Source organism: Pseudomonas sp. Irchel 3A5, assembly GCF_900187575.1.
GTDB classification, from domain to species: Bacteria; Pseudomonadota; Gammaproteobacteria; order Pseudomonadales; family Pseudomonadaceae; genus Aquipseudomonas; species Aquipseudomonas folii.
Genome location: NZ_FYDU01000019.1, coordinates 34,627 through 57,201 on the forward strand (window position 1 = coordinate 34,627; position 22,575 = coordinate 57,201).

19 protein-coding genes are annotated in these 22,575 nt (G+C 58.4%); 10 read left to right on the forward strand and 9 right to left on the reverse strand.

Annotation, left to right across the window (positions count from 1 at the left end):
* Positions 1 to 33: 33 nt before the first annotated feature.
* A complete protein-coding gene (locus CKW31_RS25955) occupies positions 34 to 729 on the reverse strand; it encodes a pirin family protein (protein WP_095101425.1) in 696 nt (231 codons plus the stop codon).
* A 280-nt stretch (positions 730 to 1,009) separates the two neighbouring features.
* Here CKW31_RS25955 and CKW31_RS25960 point away from each other — a divergent pair, with 280 nt between their 5' ends.
* The gene (locus CKW31_RS25960; protein ID WP_176469991.1) at positions 1,010 to 3,502 is read left to right on the forward strand and encodes a UvrD-helicase domain-containing protein; all 2,493 of its coding nucleotides are present in this window, start codon (positions 1,010 to 1,012) and stop codon (positions 3,500 to 3,502) included.
* 173 nt (positions 3,503 to 3,675) lie between these two features.
* Here the strand turns inward: CKW31_RS25960 and CKW31_RS25965 are convergent, their stop codons facing one another.
* Positions 3,676 to 3,948 (reverse strand): DUF1652 domain-containing protein, encoded by a 273-nt coding sequence (locus CKW31_RS25965; RefSeq protein ID WP_176469993.1) that lies wholly within the window; start codon positions 3,946 to 3,948, stop codon positions 3,676 to 3,678.
* 358 nt (positions 3,949 to 4,306) lie between these two features.
* On the opposite strand from CKW31_RS25965, the gene CKW31_RS25970 reads away from it, so the two are divergent.
* The 6 genes from CKW31_RS25970 to CKW31_RS25995 all read left to right on the forward strand — a co-directional run bounded on the left by CKW31_RS25970 (position 4,307) and on the right by CKW31_RS25995 (position 12,214).
* A complete protein-coding gene (locus CKW31_RS25970) occupies positions 4,307 to 5,425 on the forward strand; it encodes an MFS transporter (RefSeq protein WP_095101429.1) in 1,119 nt (372 codons plus the stop codon).
* A 285-nt stretch (positions 5,426 to 5,710) separates the two neighbouring features.
* The gene (locus CKW31_RS25975; protein ID WP_095101431.1) at positions 5,711 to 6,391 is read left to right on the forward strand and encodes a hypothetical protein; all 681 of its coding nucleotides are present in this window, start codon (positions 5,711 to 5,713) and stop codon (positions 6,389 to 6,391) included.
* Between the two features lie 65 nt (positions 6,392 to 6,456).
* The gene (lexA, locus tag CKW31_RS25980; protein ID WP_095101433.1) at positions 6,457 to 7,074 is read left to right on the forward strand and encodes a transcriptional repressor LexA; all 618 of its coding nucleotides are present in this window, start codon (positions 6,457 to 6,459) and stop codon (positions 7,072 to 7,074) included.
* Complete coding sequence (imuA, locus tag CKW31_RS25985) at positions 7,074 to 7,691, forward strand: translesion DNA synthesis-associated protein ImuA (protein ID WP_095101435.1); 618 nt, start codon at positions 7,074 to 7,076, stop codon at positions 7,689 to 7,691. Before lexA ends, imuA begins: the two co-directional genes overlap by 1 nt.
* 9 nt (positions 7,692 to 7,700) lie before the next feature.
* Positions 7,701 to 9,116 (forward strand): DNA polymerase Y family protein, encoded by a 1,416-nt coding sequence (locus tag CKW31_RS25990; protein ID WP_095101437.1) that lies wholly within the window; start codon positions 7,701 to 7,703, stop codon positions 9,114 to 9,116.
* Positions 9,113 to 12,214 (forward strand): error-prone DNA polymerase, encoded by a 3,102-nt coding sequence (locus CKW31_RS25995; protein ID WP_095101439.1) that lies wholly within the window; start codon positions 9,113 to 9,115, stop codon positions 12,212 to 12,214. The genes CKW31_RS25990 and CKW31_RS25995 overlap by 4 nt, the downstream gene beginning before the upstream one ends.
* A gap of 131 nt (positions 12,215 to 12,345) precedes the next feature.
* On the opposite strand, the gene CKW31_RS26000 is transcribed toward CKW31_RS25995, so the two are convergent.
* The gene (locus tag CKW31_RS26000; protein WP_095101441.1) at positions 12,346 to 12,783 is read right to left on the reverse strand and encodes a response regulator; all 438 of its coding nucleotides are present in this window, start codon (positions 12,781 to 12,783) and stop codon (positions 12,346 to 12,348) included.
* Between the two features lie 544 nt (positions 12,784 to 13,327).
* Between CKW31_RS26000 and CKW31_RS26010 the strand changes: the two genes are divergently transcribed.
* Positions 13,328 to 14,227, forward strand: coding sequence for a polysaccharide deacetylase family protein (locus CKW31_RS26010; protein ID WP_095101446.1), 900 nt, complete (start codon positions 13,328 to 13,330; stop codon positions 14,225 to 14,227).
* Positions 14,228 to 14,331: 104 nt separating this feature from the next.
* Here the strand turns inward: CKW31_RS26010 and CKW31_RS26015 are convergent, their stop codons facing one another.
* Positions 14,332 to 15,420, reverse strand: coding sequence for an NADH:flavin oxidoreductase/NADH oxidase (locus CKW31_RS26015; protein WP_095101448.1), 1,089 nt, complete (start codon positions 15,418 to 15,420; stop codon positions 14,332 to 14,334).
* A gap of 85 nt (positions 15,421 to 15,505) precedes the next feature.
* Here CKW31_RS26015 and CKW31_RS26020 point away from each other — a divergent pair, with 85 nt between their 5' ends.
* Both CKW31_RS26020 and CKW31_RS26025 read left to right on the forward strand, forming a co-directional pair.
* Entirely contained in the window at positions 15,506 to 15,808 is a 303-nt protein-coding gene (locus CKW31_RS26020) for a helix-turn-helix transcriptional regulator (protein ID WP_095101450.1), read from the forward strand.
* Between the two features lie 46 nt (positions 15,809 to 15,854).
* A complete protein-coding gene (locus tag CKW31_RS26025) occupies positions 15,855 to 16,142 on the forward strand; it encodes a DUF1883 domain-containing protein (RefSeq protein ID WP_087264168.1) in 288 nt (95 codons plus the stop codon).
* A gap of 196 nt (positions 16,143 to 16,338) precedes the next feature.
* On the opposite strand, the gene CKW31_RS26030 is transcribed toward CKW31_RS26025, so the two are convergent.
* Genes CKW31_RS26030 through CKW31_RS26050 form a run of 5 tightly spaced genes read right to left on the reverse strand, consistent with a single transcriptional unit; the run spans position 16,339 to position 22,552 of the window.
* Complete coding sequence (locus tag CKW31_RS26030) at positions 16,339 to 17,571, reverse strand: M20 family metallopeptidase (RefSeq protein ID WP_256582731.1); 1,233 nt, start codon at positions 17,569 to 17,571, stop codon at positions 16,339 to 16,341.
* Entirely contained in the window at positions 17,546 to 19,195 is a 1,650-nt protein-coding gene (locus CKW31_RS26035; protein WP_095101454.1) for an ABC transporter ATP-binding protein, read from the reverse strand. The genes CKW31_RS26030 and CKW31_RS26035 overlap by 26 nt, the downstream gene beginning before the upstream one ends.
* A complete protein-coding gene (locus tag CKW31_RS26040; protein WP_095101456.1) occupies positions 19,192 to 20,025 on the reverse strand; it encodes an ABC transporter permease in 834 nt (277 codons plus the stop codon). Before CKW31_RS26040 ends, CKW31_RS26035 begins: the two co-directional genes overlap by 4 nt.
* On the reverse strand, positions 20,018 to 20,965 hold the full coding sequence (locus tag CKW31_RS26045; protein ID WP_095101458.1) for an ABC transporter permease: 948 nt from the start codon (positions 20,963 to 20,965) through the stop codon (positions 20,018 to 20,020). The genes CKW31_RS26040 and CKW31_RS26045 overlap by 8 nt, the downstream gene beginning before the upstream one ends.
* Positions 20,966 to 20,980: 15 nt before the next feature.
* Positions 20,981 to 22,552, reverse strand: coding sequence for an ABC transporter substrate-binding protein (locus CKW31_RS26050; protein ID WP_095101460.1), 1,572 nt, complete (start codon positions 22,550 to 22,552; stop codon positions 20,981 to 20,983).
* Positions 22,553 to 22,575: the final 23 nt, after the last annotated feature.

Consider the following 22,575-nt stretch of genomic DNA (forward strand, 5'->3'; position numbering starts at 1 on the left):
CGGGCTTTTTCATTTGCAGCGTGTGCTCAAGGCTCAAGCCACGTCGACCAGCACGATTTCGCTGTCTTCGATGGCGGTGACCCGCAGTACGCGTTCATCTTCAACCGCAACGCCGTCCCGGGCGTTCGCTTGTAAACCGTTGACCTCAATGCTGCCGGTCGCCGGTACCAGATAAGCGCGTCGACCGGCATCCATCAGGTACTCGGCACTTTCCCCGGCTTTCAGGTTTGCCGCCACCAGACGTGCATCGGCGCGAATACGCAGGCTTACGTCATCACCTGATTTGCCACTGGCGAGGGTCACGAAACCTTCGCGATCACCTTTTGGAAACGGTTTGGCACCCCAGGAAGGCGCTGCGCCGGTTTCGTTGGGCATGATCCAGATCTGGAAGATCTTGGTCGCTGTCGATTCCTGATTGTACTCGCTGTGCGCTACACCGGTCCCGGCACTCATGACCTGCACATCACCTGCTTCGGTGCGGCCCTTGTTGCCCAGGCTGTCTTCGTGAGTAATGGCGCCCTCACGAACGTAGGTGATGATTTCCATGTCGCGGTGCGGGTGTTTAGGGAAGCCGGTACCGGCCTGAATCACATCATCGTTCCAGACTCGCAGTTGACCCCAGTTCATGCGTTGTGGGTCGTAGTATTCAGCGAACGAGAAATGGTGGTGTGCGTCCAGCCAGCCGTGGTTAGCGCCGCCCAAAGTGTTGAAAGGTCGTAATTGCAGCATGGTGTGGCCTCCTGTGCAGAAGCGGGCAAGGATGATGAGCCCGGGCTGCTGAACGTTGTTCGGTTGTCGATGGCTGTTATGATTGATCAAATTAATATCGATAAAAAGCGTAAATAATCGCTTTAAGCCATCTGTTAATTCGATGTATCAATTGCACGTTATTCTCTACTTCACCTGCACTTGATCGGCTAATTGCCTGATCGAAAAGCATTTACTGGAGCTTGAAGTCGAATCGGGCGACCATAGGCTACTTTTGTTTTATCTGTGCCCTGGAGCCTGCGTGCCAGACAATCTGCCTGTTGATGTTCCCGTCCATACCGAATCCGATCTGACGCCACCCAACCAGCTGCCGCTGATCAAACGCATGCTCGCGCGATTGATGGGGCGCGGATTGAATCGTCTGGGCGCGCAACATCCGCCTTCCTGGAATCAGGGTCATGCTGACGGCTACCTCAACGGTCACTTGCAGGGTGTCGAGGAGGGCTATGCCGAGGGGCACCTTGACGGCATCGAAGAGGGCCGCAAGGTTCTGGTGATCCGCGACATGCGTTCAAATGAGCATCGTGGCCCCCAAATCGATGATCATCTGTTCGATGACTGGCGTCTGCCGCTGACCGCTGACATCAAGAAACGCATGAAGGCCGACGTCGGGCAGAAGTTACCTGCCCATGCGCAACCCAGTGCGGCGCAATGGAAGATGATCTTCAGTGACACGCCGTCCACTTACGTCATCGCAGGCGCGGGCGCGGGTAAGTCGACATCGCTGGTGTTGCGCATCCTGCTGCTGAACCATTACCTGGGGTTCGAGCTGGACTCCATGACTGTGGTGACCTTCACTAGGGAGTCGCGCAAGGATTTCGTCAATAAACTGGTCGAGATATTTGCCTGCTGGGGGCTCGATCTGGACCAGAAGCAGGCGCGGGACGTGGTTCGCACGTTCCATTCGCGGATCTTGCCGTTGGTGCGCAGCATGCCGGGCCTCGAGAAACTCACTGCTTTTGAAAACCTCGGTGCCCAATCCATGGCAGGGCTGGAGGAGGGGGCGGACAGCAATCCTTTTGATCTGCGCATCAATGACGCTCAGCGTCAGCAACTGAATCTCTGCTATCGCGACCTGTATGCCAGTAGCGAGCGTTTCCGCGCGGTCATGGCGCCGTTATATCGCCAGGCGCTCCAGCTCAAGGAGCTGGAGCGCGACCACCCCGATGTACAGAAGCGGGTGACGGTCACTGAGTTGTCGGCCAAACGCGATGAAGAGCTGTGCGACATCATTGAAGACTTGTGGATTCGCGCCAGAGCCTGGCCCATCAAAGGCGTCGAGCCTATGCGGCAGACCGTCGAGATCAACGGCTTTGGCTTTCACTTGCACGGCTATATCGCAGAGCTGGATGCCTGGGTGGTACTCGGCTTCGATCCATCCGAAGATCAGCAGATGAAACGCCAGGGTGCGAAGTTGCCCATCTGGGCGGAGTGGGTCATCAAGCGCACACTGTTTCAAGCTTTCTGCCGCAAGCCATTGATATGGCTTGATAACTATGAGGCGGGCAGCCGTGTGTTGCAGTCCTTGTCAGGCGCAGCCGTTGCCGGGCCGGGATTCGATTACAAGGTCAAGGGGGATCTCAGCGCCGCGCCGCTGCTGGACAGTTTCGTCGCGGTAGCAGGTTTTATCGAAAACCTGGGGCTGGATGTGCCCGCAGCCGTTGCTGAAATGAGCTTTGCCAATAACGATCCCGACCGCTATTTCTTTGAGGCGCTGAGCCTTTTCTGGAAGGCCTTCGAAAATCACTTGCTGACCCAGACGCCGCCAGTGATGACCTATAACCGAATGTTCGCCCTGTTTGGCGAGAACTCGCCGGAAAACCTCAAGCTGGTGGGCGATCATCAGCTCAGGCCATTGGCCCATTTGATGATCGATGAGTTTCAGGACGTCTCGCCGCAGATCGTTTCCTGGGTGCGCGCCTGTCTGCGGGAGATACGTCGTCGCGGACCTGATCTGCATGTCGGGCGGGCCGCGCAGCATGCCTCTCTGTTGTGTGTCGGGGATGACTGGCAATCGATCTACGGCTGGCGTGGCAGCTCACCGAAATTCTTCATGGAGTTTCCCAAGGAGTTTCCTGCGCCGGCCACCACCAGGGTCATGCTCAGTGACAACTACCGGAGCCACCAGCACATTATTGATGCGGCCGAACACATTGTGCGGGCTGCGCCAGCCATTGCGGGGAAGAAAGCCAAAGCCAGCGGTGCAGCGCAGGAGCTGATACCGGTTACGGTGCTGGAGCGAGATGATGAGGCACTGGCTGAACGTTTGATCGAGCACTATAACGACGGCGATTCGATCCTGTTGCTGTATCGCAAGAGCAGCGATAAAGCCTTGCTTTCCGATAAGTTACAAGCGTTAGTGAATGCTGATTATGCGCTGCCGCCTCACTCGCGACGTTTCAAACAGCTGACCTATCACAGCGCCAAAGGCCTGCAGGCGGACGCAGTATTCCTGCTGGGCGATTGCCAGCATCTGACGCACTCGCCGTACAAGAATCAGCTTTATCGTCAGGCCGGATTAGGCAACCCCGGAGATACCGATGCTTTCGATAATGCGCAAAAAGACGAAGTGCTTCGCCTGGCCTACGTGGCGATTACCCGGGCCGTGCGGCATTGCTATTGGTATATCGATGGCAGCGCAAAGGAAGGGGGGAACACGACAAAGGCGTCAGAACGGATCCCTGCAGACAAGCCGTTTTTTGAGGATCAGCGTGGTCGCCTGACCAACGTGTAGAGCATTGTAGGGCGCGCGATGACGTGGGACCGGCTTCAGCCGGGAAGAGGCCACCTCAGGCACTAAAATTGTGTCGTCATAGATATCGCCTTCCCGGCTAAAGCCGGTCCCACGTCAGTTGGCGGCAAACATGGAATCGCCGGCGGAGAGAGGTAGAGCCATGCCAGTGCTGTTCAGGCCCCTACAGCCCGCAATGGCACGAACGACTCCAGCTCTGCCTCGATGGCCTCGATGATCAACTCCACCTCACTCGCGTTCATGACGGTTGAGCAACGCAAACCTGCAACTGCGATGACCGTCTCGCCACTGGCCCGATCGAACAGGCGGGCTACCATGCTGCTTGGGGCGTCCATAGTGGCTTCAAAGCCCACCGGGTGGAAATGCCAGCGCATCAGCTGACAAGCATTGGGGAACGTGACTTTGTTCATGAGGCCCACCTCTTTCAAACGAGCATGTTCATGGCTCAAATGGGGAGGCAAGGGAGCTGTCTAAACGGCAGCAAAAGCTGGGTGGCCCCGGTATGGATCAGAGAATTCCTACCTCGGCCGATGTGCCTTCCTGCAACATTTCCGAACAGTCCTTACGAAGATCAAAAGTAGCACTCCTGCGGGACACCAGGAGGGATTTTTTTGCAGTAAATGAAAAATATTTCGTTTTATTGATGTGAAGCATGCTCGTTATTCCTAAAGGCTCTTTCGGTTATGCCATTGCATTGAAAAGGCTATTTGCGCCGTCACAGGGTTGTCATGAGTAGCATTGAGACGGCATCCTGCGGCTCCGCTTTGTAACCGGATCTTTCTGGATATGGCTTCGGCTCCGCGCACCATTGATGTGGCTTCCCGTCGTTCTGCAATCGTTCTGGCGCTGTGTCTACCCAGCGATGTCTTGCTGTATCTGTTGCTGCCCATGCATGTGCAGGCTTTTGGCATCAGCCTCGCGCAAGCGGGTGTGCTGCTGGCGGCCAATCGGCTGGTGCGGATATTCGGTTACAGCTATGTGGTGCGCTATTACGCACGTCATGGTGACCGGCCTACGGTGATGCTGGCTGCAGCGACGGCGGCGGTTTGTGCCTTGGGCAATGCTTTCATTTCAGGTTTCTGGTGGTTACTGATTCTGCGTCTGGGATGGGGGTTGGCCTACGCGGCCATGAATCTTTCGACCCAGGTGCTGGCTACTTCGGAACTGACGGGGGCCGCGCACCGCTCAGGTCGTTCAAGGGCATTTATCGCTATCGGCCCCATGATTGCGTTACCGCTGGGGGCTCTGATCAGCATCGAGTTTGGTCCGCGTGTGATTTTCATGGTGCTGACCGTTGCGGCACTTGTCGGCTGGTGGCTTGCACGAGGTCTGCCTGACAGCCCGCATGTGATGCCAGCCCCCACAGGTCGACGCTTCAAAGCCCCGGACAGTGTTGCCATCTGGTCATTCATAGAAGGCGTTGCGCTGGATGGTCTGTTTATCTTCAGTCTCGCATTACAGGCGCAGACCGTGATGGGCGGCAACGGCGTTATCGTGGCAGGCGTTCTACTGGCTCTGCGTTATGTGTCAGAGATGGTGCTGAGTCCTGTCGGCGGCCGTGCTGCGGACCACTTTGGCGCGGTGCGCATGCTGGTGGTCTGCTCCTTGTTGACGTGTCTTGCACTCATCGCGTTTGGCTCTCACTGGTTGATACTGGGCGCGGGCGGGGTGCTGGTTCTACGTGCCGTGCAACTGCCGCTGGTGACGACGCTTGTTGCCCAGCGCAACCCCGGGCCTGATCGCGTTCAGGCATTGGCGGCCAATGCTGTCTGGCGGGATATCGGCGCGGGCATCGGACCTTTGTTGGCCGGATTATTGTTACCTGTTACTTCAGCCGTATGGGTGTATGCTCTCGCAGGTCTGGCGGTAGCGCTCAGTGCCGTATTTTGCGGGCTTCGCAAGTAGAAGACCCAGGCAGACGCAGTGTTTTATCCTTGAGAAAACACACATCCAAATAAACCTTAGTCTTTGATTTGTCCGGCTTTAAGGAGTGTCCGGTGAAACCTTAGGGGCGATTTTGACTCTTATTGGCACGTCAACAAGATCGAAACATGTGCGCGTTAGGCTGTGGGGCGTATCAGGGACACGCTTCGGAGTGCTCGAAAAAGGGAGTTGTACGGGGTAGCTGACCCGGTAAGGGAGGCATTTCACGCTACGCACCTCACTACTGCACATCAGAATCAGAGACCCATGAAAATTTCAAAATTCCCCATCCTCAGCCGGTTTCAGCGCCGCTGTGCCTGGCTTTTTGTTCCCGTGGCATTGGTCGCATCCTCTATAGCACTGTTGAGCCTGGGCAAAGGTGTACATGCCGAACCCAAGAATGGTACTCAGACACTGGTGTTCATGCGCCATGCGGAGAAACCCTCCATGGGTCTTGGGCAGCTCAATTGCCAAGGCCTGAACCGCGCCATTGATCTGTCCGAGTTGCTGCCGCGGCAATTCGGTAAAGCCAATTTCATTTTTGCCGCCAACCCCAGTCGTCATGTGGAAGAGGGCGAAGGTGATCAATCCTATAGCTACCTGCGGCCATTGATGACCGTTGGCCCGAGCGCCATCAAGCTGGGTTTGCCGGTCAATATCGACTTCGGCGCGAATGACACCGGCGCGCTGGCGGATGAGTTGATGCGCGACAAGTATCACAATGCAACCATCTATACGGCCTGGTCCCACGGCTACTTGCCTGAGTTGATCAACAAAGTGGCCGAAGAGGCTTCCGGGAAGAAAATCAAACTTCTGGATGACTGGACCGGTGATGACTTCGATTCAGTGCTGGTCCTGACCCTCAGGTGGGTTAACGGTAAAGCTTCGTTAGAGTACGAGAACTACAAGCAAGGGCTGAACGACGGCGCTGAGGGTTGTCCGAGCTGATTTTTTGAGTGCCGCAAGACCCGGCGACCAAATGCTCTAGCCAGAAATAACGCAATGGAGTACAAATGTACTCCATGAGCACATTATCTCCCAAACGCAGCGCCATCCTGACCTTCATCCGCGATCGTATCGCGCAGCAAGGTCAATCCCCGAGCCTGGCCGAAATCTCCGAAGCCTTTGGCTTTGCTTCGCGCAGTGTGGCCCGCAAACACATTATTGCCCTGACCGAAGCGGGCCTGATCGAGGTTATGCCCAATCAGGCCCGGGGTATCCGCCTGGTTCAGTCCGCGCCACGTCCCGAGTTGCTGGAAATTCCTGTCATGGGCCGCGTGGCAGCAGGTATGCCGATCGGACCGGACGTGGACTATCACGACACCTTGCTGCTGGACCGCAGTACTTTTTCCCGCGTTCCCGATTACCTGCTGCGTGTTCAGGGGGACTCGATGATCGAGGATGGCATTCTTGACGGTGACCTGGTGGGCGTACACCGCAGCAGCGATGCTCATGACGGTCAGATCGTGGTGGCACGGCTCGACGGCGAGGTAACGATCAAGCGTCTGCAAAAGGGGCACGATGCCTTTGTCCTGCTGCCGCGTAATCCAGCCTATGCACCCATCGTGGTAGAGGCGGACCAGGACTTCGCCATCGAGGGTGTGTTCTGTGGCCTGGTGAGGCGTGCATGATGGGCGCCGTGGTCAGTCTCGATGCGCTGCTCGACGAGCGCCGGGTCTGGAAAGGCCGGCAGCCCGCAGCGCCCGTCGGCTTGCAGCCCACTGGCCATTCAGCGCTGGACAACGTGTTGCCTGCGGGCGGCTGGCCAGCATCGGCACTCAGTGAAATTCTGGTCGCGGCCGATGGCAGTGGCGAATTGCGTCTGCTTTGGCCGACGCTGGCCCGGCTGGCCGACAGCGGCGAGCGTATCGTGCTGGTGGCGCCGCCTTACATTCCTTACCCTCAGGCCTGGCTTGCGGCCGGCATAGACATGCGTCAGGTCAGTCTGGTCCAGGCCAGTGAGCGCGATGCGCTGTGGGCAGCCGAACAATGTCTGCGCTCTGGCAGTTGTGGGGCTGTGCTGTGTTGGCCTCGTCAGGCGGATGATCGCGCCCTGCGCCGCTTGCAAGTGGCCGCCGAGACGGGGCAGACCCTGGCTTTCGCCTGTCGGCCCATCACGGCGCTGCACAATCCATCGCCCGCTGCGTTACGGATCGCCATCGATACGCGGCCTGAGCAATTACGTGTACTCAAATGCCGTGGCGGTCTTGCACCGGTCTCTCCCATTCCGTTCTCTACTGACGCCTGAGGTTCCCCTATGTTGTGGGCCTGTGTCCTGCTGCCACAAATGGCACTGGACGGCGTCATGCGCCGTCGTTCCGACCCTGACGAACCTCTGGCGTTGCTGAGCGGCACTGCGCAGCGGCGTATCCTGCAAGCAATCAACCCGGCGGCCCGGGCACTCGGGCTGCGCTCCGGTCAGTCGTTGACCAGTGCGCAGGTGCTGGTCAGGGATTTTGCCACGGTGGAATACGATCCTGCCGAGACTGAACGCCTGCACCGCTTGCTGGCCGCCTGGGCCTATCGTTTCAGTTCGCAGGTCAGCCTCAAGTATCCGCGGGTTTTGTTGATGGAGATCGAGTCCAGTCTCGGCCTGTTCGGTCCATGGCCGGTGTTCGAGGCGCGACTGCGTCAGGAACTGAGCGCACTGGGCTTCAGCCATCGCATCGTCGTCGCGCCCAACCCGGTAGCGGCGCGGATGTTGGCCAATGCCCATGACGGACTGGCCGTTACATGCCCCCGCGATCTACGCCAGAAGCTTGAGCAGATGCCCCTGGATCGGCTGGGTCTGGGTCGTGAAGTTGCCGTAGCGTTGTCGCGTATGGGGTTGCGCAACCTGCGTCAGGTACTGGCTTTGCCACGCGATACGTTAGCGCGACGCTTCCCGGCGCAGGTCTTGCAGCATCTGGATTCCCTGTTGGGGGAGCGCCCGGTTGCACTGGAGTGCTATGTGCCTCCGGATTATTTCGACGTACGCATCGAGCTGAATTTCGATGTTGAGTCTCATCAGGCGTTGCTTTTTCCACTCAAGCGCCTGATTGCAGATCTGGCCGCATTCCTCGCCGGGCGTGACAGTGGCGTGCAGCGTTTTGGCCTGTATCTGGAGCATAACGAAGGGCCAGACAGCGTTGTGCCTGTCGGGTTGCTCAGTGCCGAGCGCGAGGCTGGCATGCTGTTTGAGTTGGCCAGAGGCAGACTTGAGCAAGTTCAGGTGACATCACCCGTGAAGGCCGTACGCTTGCTGGCCCGGGACCTGCCAGCTTTTGTGCCTGCGCATCGGGAACTGTTCGATGAGCGCCCGCAACAGGCCTTGCCCTGGGAGCAACTGCGCGAGCGATTGCGGGCTCGGTTAGGTGATGACTCCGTTAACGCATTGCAGATGCACGAAGATCATCGCCCGGAATGCGCATGGCAACGTAACGCATCAGGCAAAGCCCGGCCCACTGCGCCCAAAGTCCCCAGGCCGGGTTGGTTACTCCCTGAGCCACAGCTATTACAGGGCGTAGGAACACGCATTCTTGCCGGCCCCGAGCGAATCGAATCGGGTTGGTGGGACGGTGGCGATGTGCGTCGGGACTACTTTCTGGTTGAAACTCGCAACGGACAGCGTGGCTGGGCTTATCGCACTGTTGGCGAACAGGGTGATCTGTTGCTGCATGGCTGGTTTGCATGAGCGATCAATATGCCGAGCTGCACTGCCTGTCGAACTTCAGTTTCCAGCGCGGCGCATCCAGTGCCATCGAGCTGTTCGAACGCGCCAAAGCCCACGGCTACTCGGCGCTGGCAATCACTGACGAGTGCACCCTCGCCGGAATCGTCCGTGCCTGGCAGGCCGCGAAAAAAACCGAATTACCCTTGATCGTCGGTAGCGAAATACAGATTGCCGACGGTCCCAAGGTTGTTCTGTTAGTTGAGAATTTGCAGGGCTATCAGGCCCTCTGCCAGTTGATAACTGTAGGTCGACGCAGAGCCAAAAAAGGTCAGTATCAACTTTTTCGTGAAGACTTCAGCCTGCCAATGTCAGGGCTGCTGGCCTTGTGGGTTCCGGATACCGAGCTGACAGACAGCACCTTGCATGAGCAAGGCCTTTGGCTGAACAGCCATTTTGCTGATGTGTTGTGGCTGGCCGTCGAGTTGCATTGTGGGCCCGATGACCAGCATCGTCTGGAGAAACTGCTGGCTCTGGCGCAAAGCCTGCAGATTCCGGCCGTCGCCAGCGGTGACGTGCACATGCACGCGCGGGGGCGGCGGGCCTTGCAAGACACCATGACCGCTATCCGTCATCACACAACCGTGGCCGAAGCGGGCCATCATCTGTTTGCCAACGGCGAGCGTCATTTGCGTTCGCCCAGGGTACTGGAGGCGCTCTATCCCGAAGCGCTGCTGGCTGAAAGCGCTCACATTGCCCGGCGCTGCTGCTTTGATCTGAAGCAGTTGCGTTACGAGTATCCCCACGAATTGGTGCCCGCCGGGCACACATCCACCTCGTGGTTGCGGGAAAAGACCGAGGAAGGCGTAAACAGACGCTGGCCACTTGGGCCTGCTGCCGAAACAAGGGCACAGATCGAAAAGGAACTGGGCCTTATCAGCGAGATGAAATTCGACAGCTATTTTCTGACGGTTCATGACATCGTCCAGTTCGCTCGCAGCCGCCATATCCTTTGTCAGGGCCGTGGCTCGGCGGCCAATTCGGTGGTGTGTTTTGCGCTGGGCATCACTGAACTGAATCCGGAAAAAAGCAACCTGCTGTTCGAGCGCTTCATTTCAAAAGAGCGTAATGAACCGCCGGATATCGACGTGGACTTCGAGCACGAGCGTCGTGAGGAGGTCTTGCAGTACGTATTTCAACGCTATGGGCGGGGCAGGGCAGCGCTGACGGCAGTGGCCAGCACTTACCACGGCACGGGCGCAGTGCGTGATGTCGCCAGAGTGCTGGGGTTGCCGTCTGACCAGATCAATGCGCTGGCCGATTGTTTCAGCAGTTGGAGCGATGAGTTGCCATCGGTGGAGCGCCTGCGGGAAAGCGGTTTCGATCCAGAGACGCCGATACTGCATCGGGTACTGACACTCACCGGCGAGCTGATTGGCTTTCCCCGGCATCTGTCGCAGCACCCCGGTGGTTTCGTGATTTCCGAACATCCGCTCAACACCCTGGTACCGGTTGAAAACGCCGCCATGGCCGACAGAACCATCATCCAGTGGGACAAGGACGATCTGGACGCCGTCGGTTTGCTCAAGGTCGATATTCTGGCACTGGGCATGCTCAGTGCGTTGCGTCGAACCTTTGATCTTGTGCGCCGCTATCGGGGAGACGAATGGACCCTCGCAACACTTCCCGTAGACGATCCGGCTACCTATGAAATGATCAGTCGTGCGGACACCGTCGGCGTTTTTCAGATTGAATCCCGCGCGCAGATGGCGATGCTGCCCCGTATGCAGCCCAGAAAGTTCTACGATCTGGTGATCGAGGTAGCTATTGTTCGTCCGGGCCCGATTCAGGGGGATATGGTTCATCCTTATCTGCGCAGGCGTAATGGCGAAGAGAAAGTGACCTATCCGCCCCGGCTTGAGAAAGTATTCCAACGTACCCTGGGCGTACCGTTGTTTCAGGAGCAGGTCATGGAGGTGGCGATCATTGCCGCCGATTACACGCCCGGCGAGGCGGATGAGTTGCGTCGCTCCATGGCCGCCTGGAAGCGTCATGGCGGGTTGGAGCCACATCGAGTGCGTCTGGCTGAACGGATGACCGCCAATGGTTACGAGCCTGCCTTCATTCAGCGAATTTTCGAGCAGATCAAAGGTTTTGGCAGCTACGGGTTTCCGGAGTCTCATGCAGCCAGTTTTGCCTTGTTGACTTACGCCAGCTGTTGGCTGAAGTGCCATGAGCCTGCGGCATTTGCCTGTGCGCTGATCAACAGCTGGCCGATGGGATTCTACAGCCCGGACCAAATCCTGCAGGACGCTCGTCGTCACCACATCGAAATTCGTCCGGTGGACGTGCGCTACAGCAACTGGGATTGCTCTCTTGAGCCTGTCGATCACCCTGACCGGAATCGCTCACTGGCATTGCGCATGGGACTTCGCATGGTTCGGGGGTTTCGCGAAGAGGATGGCCTGCGGATTGAAGCGGCCAGAGCGAGGAGTGCGCTAGTGGACGCCACTGACTTGAGTCAGCGCGCGGGGCTGGACGCTCGGGCGCTGGAACAACTGGCCGATGCCGGAGCCTTGCGTGGCCTGATCGGGCATCGCCATCGGGCACGCTGGGAAGTCGCGGGTGTAGAAGCTCAACGTCCCTTGTTCGGCCCTGAGCACACTCCCGCGGAAACCCAGGTTGCTTTGCCATTGCCGACAGTTGCCCAGGACTTGATGGCTGATTACGCCATGACCGGCACCACGCTGGGGCCCCATCCGTTGGCCATGTTGCGCCGTCAGTTGACTGCGAAACGGTTTCGCAGCTCAAAAGATTTGCTGGACCTTGAGCATGGCCGGACGTTAAGCGTCGCCGGGCTGGTGGTCGGTCGGCAGCGTCCGGGAACGGCCAGCGGCGTAACCTTCGTGACGCTTGAGGACGAGTTCGGAATGGTTAACGTAGTGGTGGTCTGGCGCGATCTTGCCGAGCGGCAGCGCAAGGTGCTGGTGGATTCGCAATTGCTTCAGGTGTTTGGTCGTCTGGAGTCACAGGGCGGCGTGCGCCATCTGATCGCTCAACGTCTTTACAATCTGACGCCGTTACTGACCGGGCTGGATGTACGCAGTCGAGACTTCAAATAAACGATCTGCCAGCCGTTCGGCGTGTAGATTGAAGGGCAAGGTGCCGACTGGCTGGCAGATGGTTTAACGTCTGGCGACGGCCTTTAAGGTTTGAATCGAAAAGGCAATTCGGGAGTTTCAGGCTGCGTTTCTCAGCGAGTCTCGCTGGCAGGTACGCTCAGTGGAGCTTTACTGGCATTAAGCGTGTCGTGGACACCGTCAAGCAGTTGGGAAATGGTCCAGGGTTTGGCGATAAACAGAACATCCGCAGGGAGCTGCTCGCTACCCGGTGTTCCGTGCCCTGACATGACAACAATGGGAATGCCCCATTTGGTGGCAACCATATTCGCCAACGCAATGCCATCCATGCTGCCGGGCATGCGTACGTCGGTCAGCAGTAGCGAGACATCCGCCGCATGCTTCTCGAGATACTCAACCGCCTGATCGGCATTTTCCACAGACTCAGTCCTGAAGCCGCCCTCGAACTCCAGAATCTCCTGCACAAAGTCCCGGATCATCGGTTCGTCTTCGACGATCAAGATCAGATCCTGGTTTTGCGAGGACTCCCCATACTGCGGTGATTGAGTCATTTTTCCCTTCCTCAGCCTCATACATTAAAAATCGGGAAGCACAGCAACGTGGATCCATTTTGTTGCTCCCCGATATCTGAACAAAACAAACCCGAAAAAATTCATTTTTTTATAAAAATCGACGAGTTGCAGACAATCGGTCCATTTAAACTTGCCCGAAAAGCGAAAAACATCAGCTTGAGGCAGATTTGCAGGAAAGTTATCACGATTGGAATGGACCGGAGGCAGTAAATAAAGCCGAACTGGGCAGACCTGTGAACTGGGTCGGAACCGGGCGCGATTATCCGGGTTGAATGAATATCCTTGTAGGCGTGAGCTTGCTCGCGATAGCGCAAGGTCAGACGGTAATTTCTCAACAGGTCTACCGTTATCGCGAGCAAGCTCACTCCTACAGCGTCCGTGTTTGCTGCGCGACAACGCGGCGTCTGAACAACGGGGATCTCCTGCAGATTGCAAACATCGGCACTACACCGCTAAATAACCTGCACGCACCCCACGTTTTTTGTCATCATTCCGCGCATCCGTCACCCGGAATACCCCGTCAATGCGAAGCTTCTGTACTGTTTTATCCGGGCTGGCCCTGTCGGCGGTTCTTGCAGGATGCATTGCGACGCCCATTCCCCTGACTCAACAAACCCGCGAACGCTTGAGTCAGCAAGCGCCGATCCGTTTCGTCGTGACCTTTGACGATGGTCCGAGTGCATCCAGCCTGGCCAACCCTACGGTGGAAGTGCTGCACAGTCTTGCAGAGAACCCGGTGCAAAACGATATCAAGGCCGTTTTCTTCGTCCAGACGGGAGCTACACGAGCGGGTAACAGTGACCGTGGTCGCAGAATCATGCGCCGTGAAGCCGTTGCGGGGCATATCCTGGGGTTTCATTCGGGTACGCCCGGCCATACTAACCATCGCTCATTGAGTGACGAAGTGCTGGAGCAATCCCTGCAACAGGGCAGCGCGATCATCGCATCAACCATGGGTAGCCCGCCGACGCTGCTCCGTCCACCGTTCTGGAACTACGACCAGCGTACGTTTGCGGCCTACCAGCGGCATGGCATGCGGGTGCTGCTGACCGATATCAGCGCCAATGACGGCAAAATCTGGGGCTTCAACGCCAGCCCACGCAGACGTGCCCACATGCTTCGGGAAATGTCCGAAGTGCGCGAACGCGTTGCCACCGGTGAGTTTCATGCGGTAGATGGTGCCATTCCGATTGTGGTGACCTTTCATGACCTGAATCGCTACACCGCACGGCACACCCGGGAATACCTGCAGATTTTATTGGACAGCGCTCAGGCAACCGGTCTGCAAGTAGCTCCCAAGCCTTTTTATGATGACCGCGCCGAGTTGCAACGCGCTGCGCTGTCCCGAACGGTGCCAACCAGTGCTGTTGCTGTCCACTTGCCAGGGGTGTGGGGTTGGCTCTGGGATAACGACTCCAGATAAACAACGTGCTGCAGACACTCAACCGCTGAAATGCAGAAAGGCGACACCGGGTCGCCTTTCTGCATTTAGTCTGTCGCTTAGTCTGTCGCCAGTATTACCGCCGATTAGTAGCGCTCAAGCCAGTGCGCATAAGCCGTAGGCAGTGTCCAGGACGCCCGGTCGATACCCAGTTCCTTAGCCGCGAAATAAGCCCAATGCGGGTTGGCCAGGTGAGCCTTGCCGACCATCACCAGATCCAGCTGACCCTCTTTGACCGCCTGCTCGGCGATACCCGGGAAACCAAAACCCCATGCGGACGAAACCGGAATGTCGGCTTCGCGGCGTACACGCTCGGCGATAGGTCCCATGAAGGCTGGAGCCCAAGGAATGTTGGCATCGGGAATGGAGAAGCCAATGCTGACACTCAGCATGTCCAGACCGGCCGCTTTGAACTGGCGGGTCAATTCGATGGATTCCAGCAGCGTCTGCTCGTCACGGCCATCGAATTCCAGCACACCGAAACGTGCCGTCAGGGGCAGATGCTCTGGCCAGACCTCACGCACGGCAGCCAGGGTTTCCAGCAGGAAACGGCTGCGGTTTTCGAAACTGCCGCCATAGGCATCTTCACGTTGGTTGGAGTGCTCGGAGAAGAACGACTGGGCCAGATAACCATGAGCGAAGTGCAGTTCCAGCCACTCAAAACCTGCATCTCGGGCACGGCGGGCTGCGGCGACGAAGTCTTCGCGGACACGGGCAATGTCGTCCAGCGTCATGGCCGTTGGCTGTTTTGACAAGTGAGCGCCAAAGGCAATGGAGGAGGGCGCGATGGTTTGCCAGCCGCGGGCATCATCAGCCGCGATATGGTCATCGCCTTCCCATGGACGGTTTGCGCTGGCCTTGCGGCCTGCGTGTGCAATCTGGATGCCGGGCACCGAACCCGCTGCCTTGATGGCCTGCACTACCGGTACAAACGCTTGGGCCTGCTCGTCGTTCCAGATCCCGGTGCAGCCCGGAGTGATCCGGCCTTCAGGCGAAACAGCTGTAGCTTCGACGATCACCAGACCAGCACCGCCGCGTGCCATGGCGGCCAGGTGTACCTGATGCCATTCGTTGATCAGGCCGTCGACTGCGGAGTATTGGCACATCGGCGGAACTGCAATCCGGTTGCGCAACGTGATGTCTTTCAGGGTGTAGGGTTGGAATAACGCAGACATTAAACAGACCTCGGAATGACGTTTCGTTTGTTCGATACTATTCGAACAATGGCTGTCCGGTAAACCCCCGTGTATGATTCGCCCCATGCGCCCATTCAAGCATCCCCCCGCCAGCGACTTTGAACTCGAGCGAGTGTTTTACGCTCTGAGCGATCCGGTTCGTCTGGAGATAGTCCGATATCTAGGCCGCGTGCCTCAGGCCACGTGTGGCGAGCTTGACGGTGGAAGACCCAAGTCGAGTATGTCCCATCATTTCCGGGTGCTGCGTGATGCAGGCCTGGTCATGACCCAGAACGTAGGCACCACGCACATGAACTCGCTGCGAACCGATGACCTGGACAGTCGATTTCCGGGGCTGATGGCCGCGATCCTTGCCCAAAAGGCTTGAAGCTTTCAATGACAGAAAGGCCTGACCCACCTGGCCGGAGCAGTAAATGAAATTCATACACCAGCGTGAACACCTCAATGAAGACGACATCGTGGTCATTCAGGCTTCGCAGACCTGCAATATTCGCCTGATGAGCGATGCAAACTTCCGCAGCTTCAAGAACGGTGGACGGCACACCTATCACGGCGGGGCGTTTGATACTTTTCCAGCCAAAATCACTGTGCCAAGCAGTGGCTACTGGAACATCACCCTCGACACCGTCACGCGCCGTGCTATCAGCGTAACGCGCAAACCGACACTGACGCACTCGATCAAGATTATTCGCAGGTCTTGATACTGCTGCCTGCGGAATCAGACCTGTAGGAGCTGCCGAAGGCTGCGATCGCGGTATGTCAGGCTAAATGCTTCGCAGCCTTCGGCAGCTCCTACAGAAAATGTTGGCGTCCTTGCCGTCTGGTTATGAACTCTTGTGCGTGAATTCATTGTTATGAGATGCAGCGTTATTCAAAACAGGGCAATTCGAAGCAGAGCTATTCGGCGACCTCACAAATGCTGAGGATAGCCAGGATGTAGACGCGCACCATGTCCAGGTAATCGCTGATGTGTACGCGTTCGTCCGGCATGGTGTTGAACTTGCCGCCCGGACCGCAGACGACGCCTTGCATGCCCAGACGCTGGTAAAAGTGCGCAGCGTCAGTGCCGAAATAAGCGGGCGGGGTGATGATGCCGGTTGGTTGCGGCTCGCCACGAACCTGCTGATAAGCAGCGTTGATCGCCTTGACGATCAGCGAGTCGTGGGACACCTCGAACGGTGGCATCAGCGGCTGATTGTCACTGTCATTGATCAACTTTGCCTGCAGCCCGGGGAATTGCTCGCAGAGCTGATCGAGCAAGCGCTGCAGGTCGGCCAGTACCGACTCCACGGTTTGCCCTGGCGTATAGCGTGCCGAACCGCGCAGGCGCAGGAAGTCCGCGACTTGTGGCGGACGCCATTCTTCGAGGTCGCGGCCCAGCGCGCCGCGCACCACGCCGATATGACCGCGGTTGACCTTCTCATGCTCCGGCGACCGTGCGCCGCTGAAGGTGATGCCGTTGATCTGCGGGATCAACTGCACCGCAGCGGTGATCACGTCCACGGCTTCTTCACGCTTGGACAGGTGACGGGTGTCGCCGGTCAGCTCGATGACGAACATCAAAGAGCCCACGTGCAGCGTAACGGCCTGCAGGTCGGTGGGTTCTGAATTGATGAAATAGTCCGCCTTCACACCTTGCTCGATGGCCGCAATGGTCCCGATGCCACCCTGCAGTTCACCCACCACATAAGTGAGGATGACATCGCCCTTGAGCTTGATACCCGCATCGATCAAGGTTTTCAGCGCGCAAAAATAGGCTGCATCACCAGCCTTCATGTTGGAAACGCCGATGCCGTAGATGAACTCGTCATCAATCTTTCCGGCCCACGGATCCACCGTCCAGCCTTCAGTCACCGGGTTGGTGTCGAGATGCCCATTGAACAGCAGGCTGTGACCGCCACCCTGGCCCTTGAGCGTGCCAATGGCGTTCAGGCGTTCGCCCGGCACCGGCATCAGTTTGGCGTCCAGCCCCAGTTCCGCCATTTGCCCCGCCATGTATTCGGCCAGTTGCCGTTCTTCGGGGGTGGCGCTGTAGCTTTTGTGCTGCACCATGCGCGCCAGGAAATCCAGGCAGTACGCCTCGTCAATGCGGTCGAGTAGCGCTTCAGGCGTCATGCAGGGGCTCTTCATCAAGGCGCTCCAATTCATTCAAAGGCTGCGGCACTGCGTCGAGCAGGGCGCGGGTATAGGGGTGAGTGGCCTGAGCGGCCATGCCCACGGCGGGCAGAATTTCCAGCAGATCGCCGCGGTACATCACGGCAATCCGGTGGGCAATCTGCCGGACCAGATTGAGGTCATGGGTAATGAACAGGTAAGCGGTACCGTGCTGGCGGCGTAGTTCCAGTAGCAGTTCGATCACCGTGGCCTGCACCGAAACGTCCAGCGCAGCGGTGATTTCATCGCAGATCACCAGTTCCGGGCGGGCGGCGAACGCGCGGGCGATGGCGACACGCTGCTTCTGTCCACCTGACAACTCATGGGGGTAGCGACTGGCAAAGTCTTCAGGCAGGCGCACTTCGCGCAGCAGACGGCCGATCGCCTCAGCTTCGGTTTCGCCTTGCGTCAGGCCATACAGGCGCAAGGGTCGAGACAGGATCTGCCCAATCGTCTGCCGTGGATTAAGCGAGGCATCCGGGTGCTGAAAGATGATTTGCACCTTGCGCCGATAATCGCGGTCCATCTGCGCGGGGCCGCAGATCGGTTTGCCGTCGAAATACACAGCGCCGGTAAACGGTGTCAAACCGGTCAAGGCCTTGGCCAGGGTTGATTTGCCCGAACCGGACTCGCCGATGATGCCAAGGATTTCACCCCGCGCCATGCTCAGGTTCATGTCGCGGGCCCCCATGGAGGGCACTGATTTACGCCGCAACAGACTGTCGAGCAGGCTAGGGCGACCATAACGGACGTTGAGGTCGCTGACTTGCAGTAGCGCCGGGCCGACGGATTTCTTCTCATCCAGCAGACGTTTGTCCGCAGCCGGAACAGCCGCCACCAGACGTTGCGTGTAAGGATCACTTGGGGCGCTGAAAATGCGTCCGCCACGAGCCTGCTCGACGATGCGCCCCTGATTGAGCACGCACACCCGATCCGCGACTCGCGACACCAGCGCCAGGTCATGGGAGATATATAAAGAAGCAACGCCGGTCTCTTCACGCAGACGGCGAAACAACTGCAGGATCTGCGCGGAGCTGATTACGTCTAGGGCCGTGGTCGGCTCATCGAAAATCAGGCACTGCGGGCGGCGGGCGAAGGCGGTTGCGATCAGCACACGCTGTTTCTCGCCACCGGACGCTTCATGGGGGAAGCGCTTCATCATCGCGGCAGGGTCTTTCAGGTCAACGTCGGCCAGCAACTGTTCGCCCAGGGCCCAGGCCTCGCGATAGCCCAGATCCCGGTGGCGGGTCAGGACTTCAACCACTTGCTCGCCGAGGCTGAGTGTCGGATTAAGCGACGCGCTAGGGTCCTGAAAGATCATGCCCAAACGCCCGCCGCGCAGCTTCTCTACTTCACGTTGAGGCATTTGCAGCAGGTTCTCGCCTTGCAGGCTGATGCTGCCGCCCATCTCCCGGGCATTGCTGGCCAGGTAGCGCATGATCGCCCAGCCGAGGGTGGTCTTGCCCGAGCCGGACTCACCGACCAGCCCGACGACTTCGCCTGCTGCAACGCTGAAGTCAATGTTCTGCAGGACATGCAGGGCGCCGGTGGGCAATTGATAGTCGAGGCTGTAATCAGCCACTTCCAGAATCGTACTCATGAGCGCTGCCCCTTGGGATTAAGGGCATCGCGCAAGCCATCGCCCAGCAGATTGAAGCCGATCGCAATGATGGCGATTGCCAGGCCCGGCATCAGCATCATCCACGGAGCCTGAAAGAAGTAGCGCCGCGCTTCGGCAACCATCAGCCCCCATTCAGGCTGTGGCGGTTGTGCGCCAAGGCCGAGGAAACTCAAGGTGGCGAACAGCATGATGGCGAAGGCCACGCGAATGGTTGCTTCGACGATGATCGGCGCCACGATATTGGGCAGCATTTCCCGCACCACGATGTAGGCGGTGGATTCGCCCCGGGCGATTGCGGCATTGACGTAGTCCTGACGGCGGGCAGCCAGGGCCACGCTGCGGGCAATACGCGCCATGCCTGGGACAAAGGCAATAGTGATTGCCAGTACCGCATTGAAATCGCTTTTGCCCAGAGTGCTGACAATCAACATTGCAAATAACAGCGTAGGAATCGCCATCACCGCGTCCAGCGTCCGCATCAATGCTTCGTCGACGCGACCGCCGAGGTAGCCGCTGACAGTGCCCAACAACGCGCCGATCAGCATCGCCATGGCGGTCGCAAACACGGAGAGCGAGATCGTCGCCTGGGCGCCAACCAGCACACGACTGAGGATGTCGCGACCCATTTGGTCAGTACCCAGCCAGTGCGTCAGGCTGGGCGCTTTGTAACGGGTGAGAATCGAAATGGCTTCCGGATCGAACGGGGCTAGCGCAGGGCCTGCGACCACCAGAATGACCGCCAGCAGCAAGATAAGACTGCCCAGCAAGCCTTGAGGCGTCGCCAGCAGCCGGTAGAAAACATTACGCATATTGAATTCGCCGGTCGAGATAGGCATAGGTCAGGTCAGCCACAAAGTTGACCACGCAATAAGTAGCGGCAAGGATCAGCACACCACCCTGAATCGCCGGCAAGTCCCGGGCGGCTACAGCGACCAGCAATTCGCGGCCGATGCCGGGGATGTTGAAAATCTCCTCGACCACGACGATGCCGCCCAGCAGGTAGCCAACGTCCAGCGCGACAATGGTGATGGTCGGCAGCAAGCCGTTGCGCAGCGCATGACGCAGCAATACCCGCCGCCGTGTGAGGCCCTTGAGGCGTGCGGCGCGTATGTAGTCGGTTTCCAGAACGTCGATCATCTCCGAGCGCACCATGCGCGAGACATGGGCAACCATGATCATCGACACCGTCAGCGTCGGTAGAATCAGGTGGCGAATGCCTTCGACGACGTTATCGCCCAGCGGCACATAGCCGGTCGCAGGCAGCAACTGCCAGAAATCAGCGAAGAGTAGAACCAGCAGCGTGGCGGTGACGAACTCGGGCAACGACACGCCGATGTAAGACAGCACGCCAATGATCAGGTCCACTGGACGCCCCCGACGCACAGCGGCAATGATTCCCAAAGGAATCGCCACCGCCAGCATCAGCAGCAACGAGCAGCTTGCCAGCAATAACGAGCGGCCCAGCGCATCAAGCAGCGAACCGAGCACTGGCTGGCCATTGCGCATCGACACACCCAGGTCGCCTTGCAGAACCCCCATCAACCAGTGACTGAATTGCAGCCAGGCTGGCTGATCCAGCCCGAGCCTGGCGCGCAGCGCTTCAAGGGCTTCAGGCGTGGCGTTCTGGCCCAGCAAGGTCACCGCCGCATCTGCCGGGAGCAGTTGCGTGATGGCAAAGACCAGCAGTGAAACGATCAGCAGGGTGTACACGACCAATAGCAAACGCTTGGTCAGATAAGCAGCAGTCACAGGTTTATCCTCGTTTCATCCACGCTTGGGCGCGCTGTCGTCCAGCCACGCCTGATCGAGACGGAATACCGCGCCGCGAGGGTGCAATTGATAGCCCTGGACGTAATTGCGTTGCGCGGCCAGTACATCGAAGAACGTCGGAATCAGCGATGGCACCTGCTCATGCATCAGTTTCTGCGCAGTGGCGTACAGAGCGGCGCGCTTGACCGGATCATCGGTGCCACGGGCTGCAGTCACTGCCGCGTCAAACTCGGCGTTGTTCCAGCGGGTTTCATTCCAGGCGGCATTCGACGTGTACAACAGCGAGAACACCGCGTCGGCGTAGGGCTGCATGTTGTAGAAGCCGACATAGAAGTTGCCTTTCTTCCAGACCTGATCCAGATAAGTGCTGTTGGCCATGGTCGCAACATTGATGTTGAAACCGGCTGGCTTGGCCATTTCGCGGACAGCAATACCCAGCTGGGTACGGGTGGACGGTTTGTCCGAAGCAACCAGCGTGATGTCCAGGCCGTTGGGATAACCGGCGTCGGCCAGCAGTTTTTTCGCCTGCTCGATATTGGCCTCTCGCAAGGCAATATCGCTGTGGTAGCGATAGGCAGCATTGAGCGGGGTGTCATTGCCGGGAGTACCAAAACCTTCCGCCACAAAATCCACGAGGGCGGCGCGGTCAACACAAAGAGACAGCGCCTGACGAACCCGCACATCGTTGAACGGTGGCTGGTCGCACGCCATGTTGATATTCAGGAACTGTCCGGAAGGCACGCGCAGACCTTTAACGCCACTGGCGTCACTGAGTCGGCTGAACTCTGTGGCTTGAGCCGACAGCATCAGGTCAATGTCGCCCGACATCAGCGCCGAGCTTTCCGCCGACGGATCGGGGTATACGCGGATTTCGATACGATCCAGATGCGGGCGTTCCGGGTCATGAAAGTGTTCGTTGCGGGCAACCACTACCATGCGTTCCGGCTCGAACGACACCAGTTTGAACGGCCCCGTGCCCACCGCTTCGCGGGACAGCCGCGCCAGATCGCCTTGCACGATGGCGGCCGGGACGATCTTGGCGTCCGGGTAGGCCAGGCTCACAGGCAAGTCGGCATACGGGGCGCTGGTGGTGATTTTTATGCGCACGTCATCAAGGGCTTCCACGGTTTGAATCGGGCCGATGTTGCGCAGGCCGGGCGAAGCGGTTTTTGGATCAAGGATCGCTTGCAGGCTGGCGGCAACGTCCTTGGCGGTGCAGGCGCTGCCATCGTGGAAGCGCAGGTTGCCGCGCAACGTGAAGGTCCACTCGGTCAGCGTGTCGTTGTGGCTCCAGGATTGCGCCAGATCCGGTTCTGCCTGCATCTCCTGACTCAGACGGGTCAGGCCGTTATAGAGCAGTTCGCTGAGCAGATACTCGGGATTAACCCGTGCCAGCAGCGGGTTGAGCATACCGACTGCCTGATCGACGCTGATACGCAGCGTGCCACCTTTGCGAGCCGCAGCGGCGGCCCAGAGTGTGCCGGAAAACGGCAGCATGGCCGCGCCGGTGACGATGGCGGAAGTGGTCAGGAAACGACGGCGGTTGAGCCTGAAAACGGTAGTCATGGCGATACTTCACTTTGCAATGA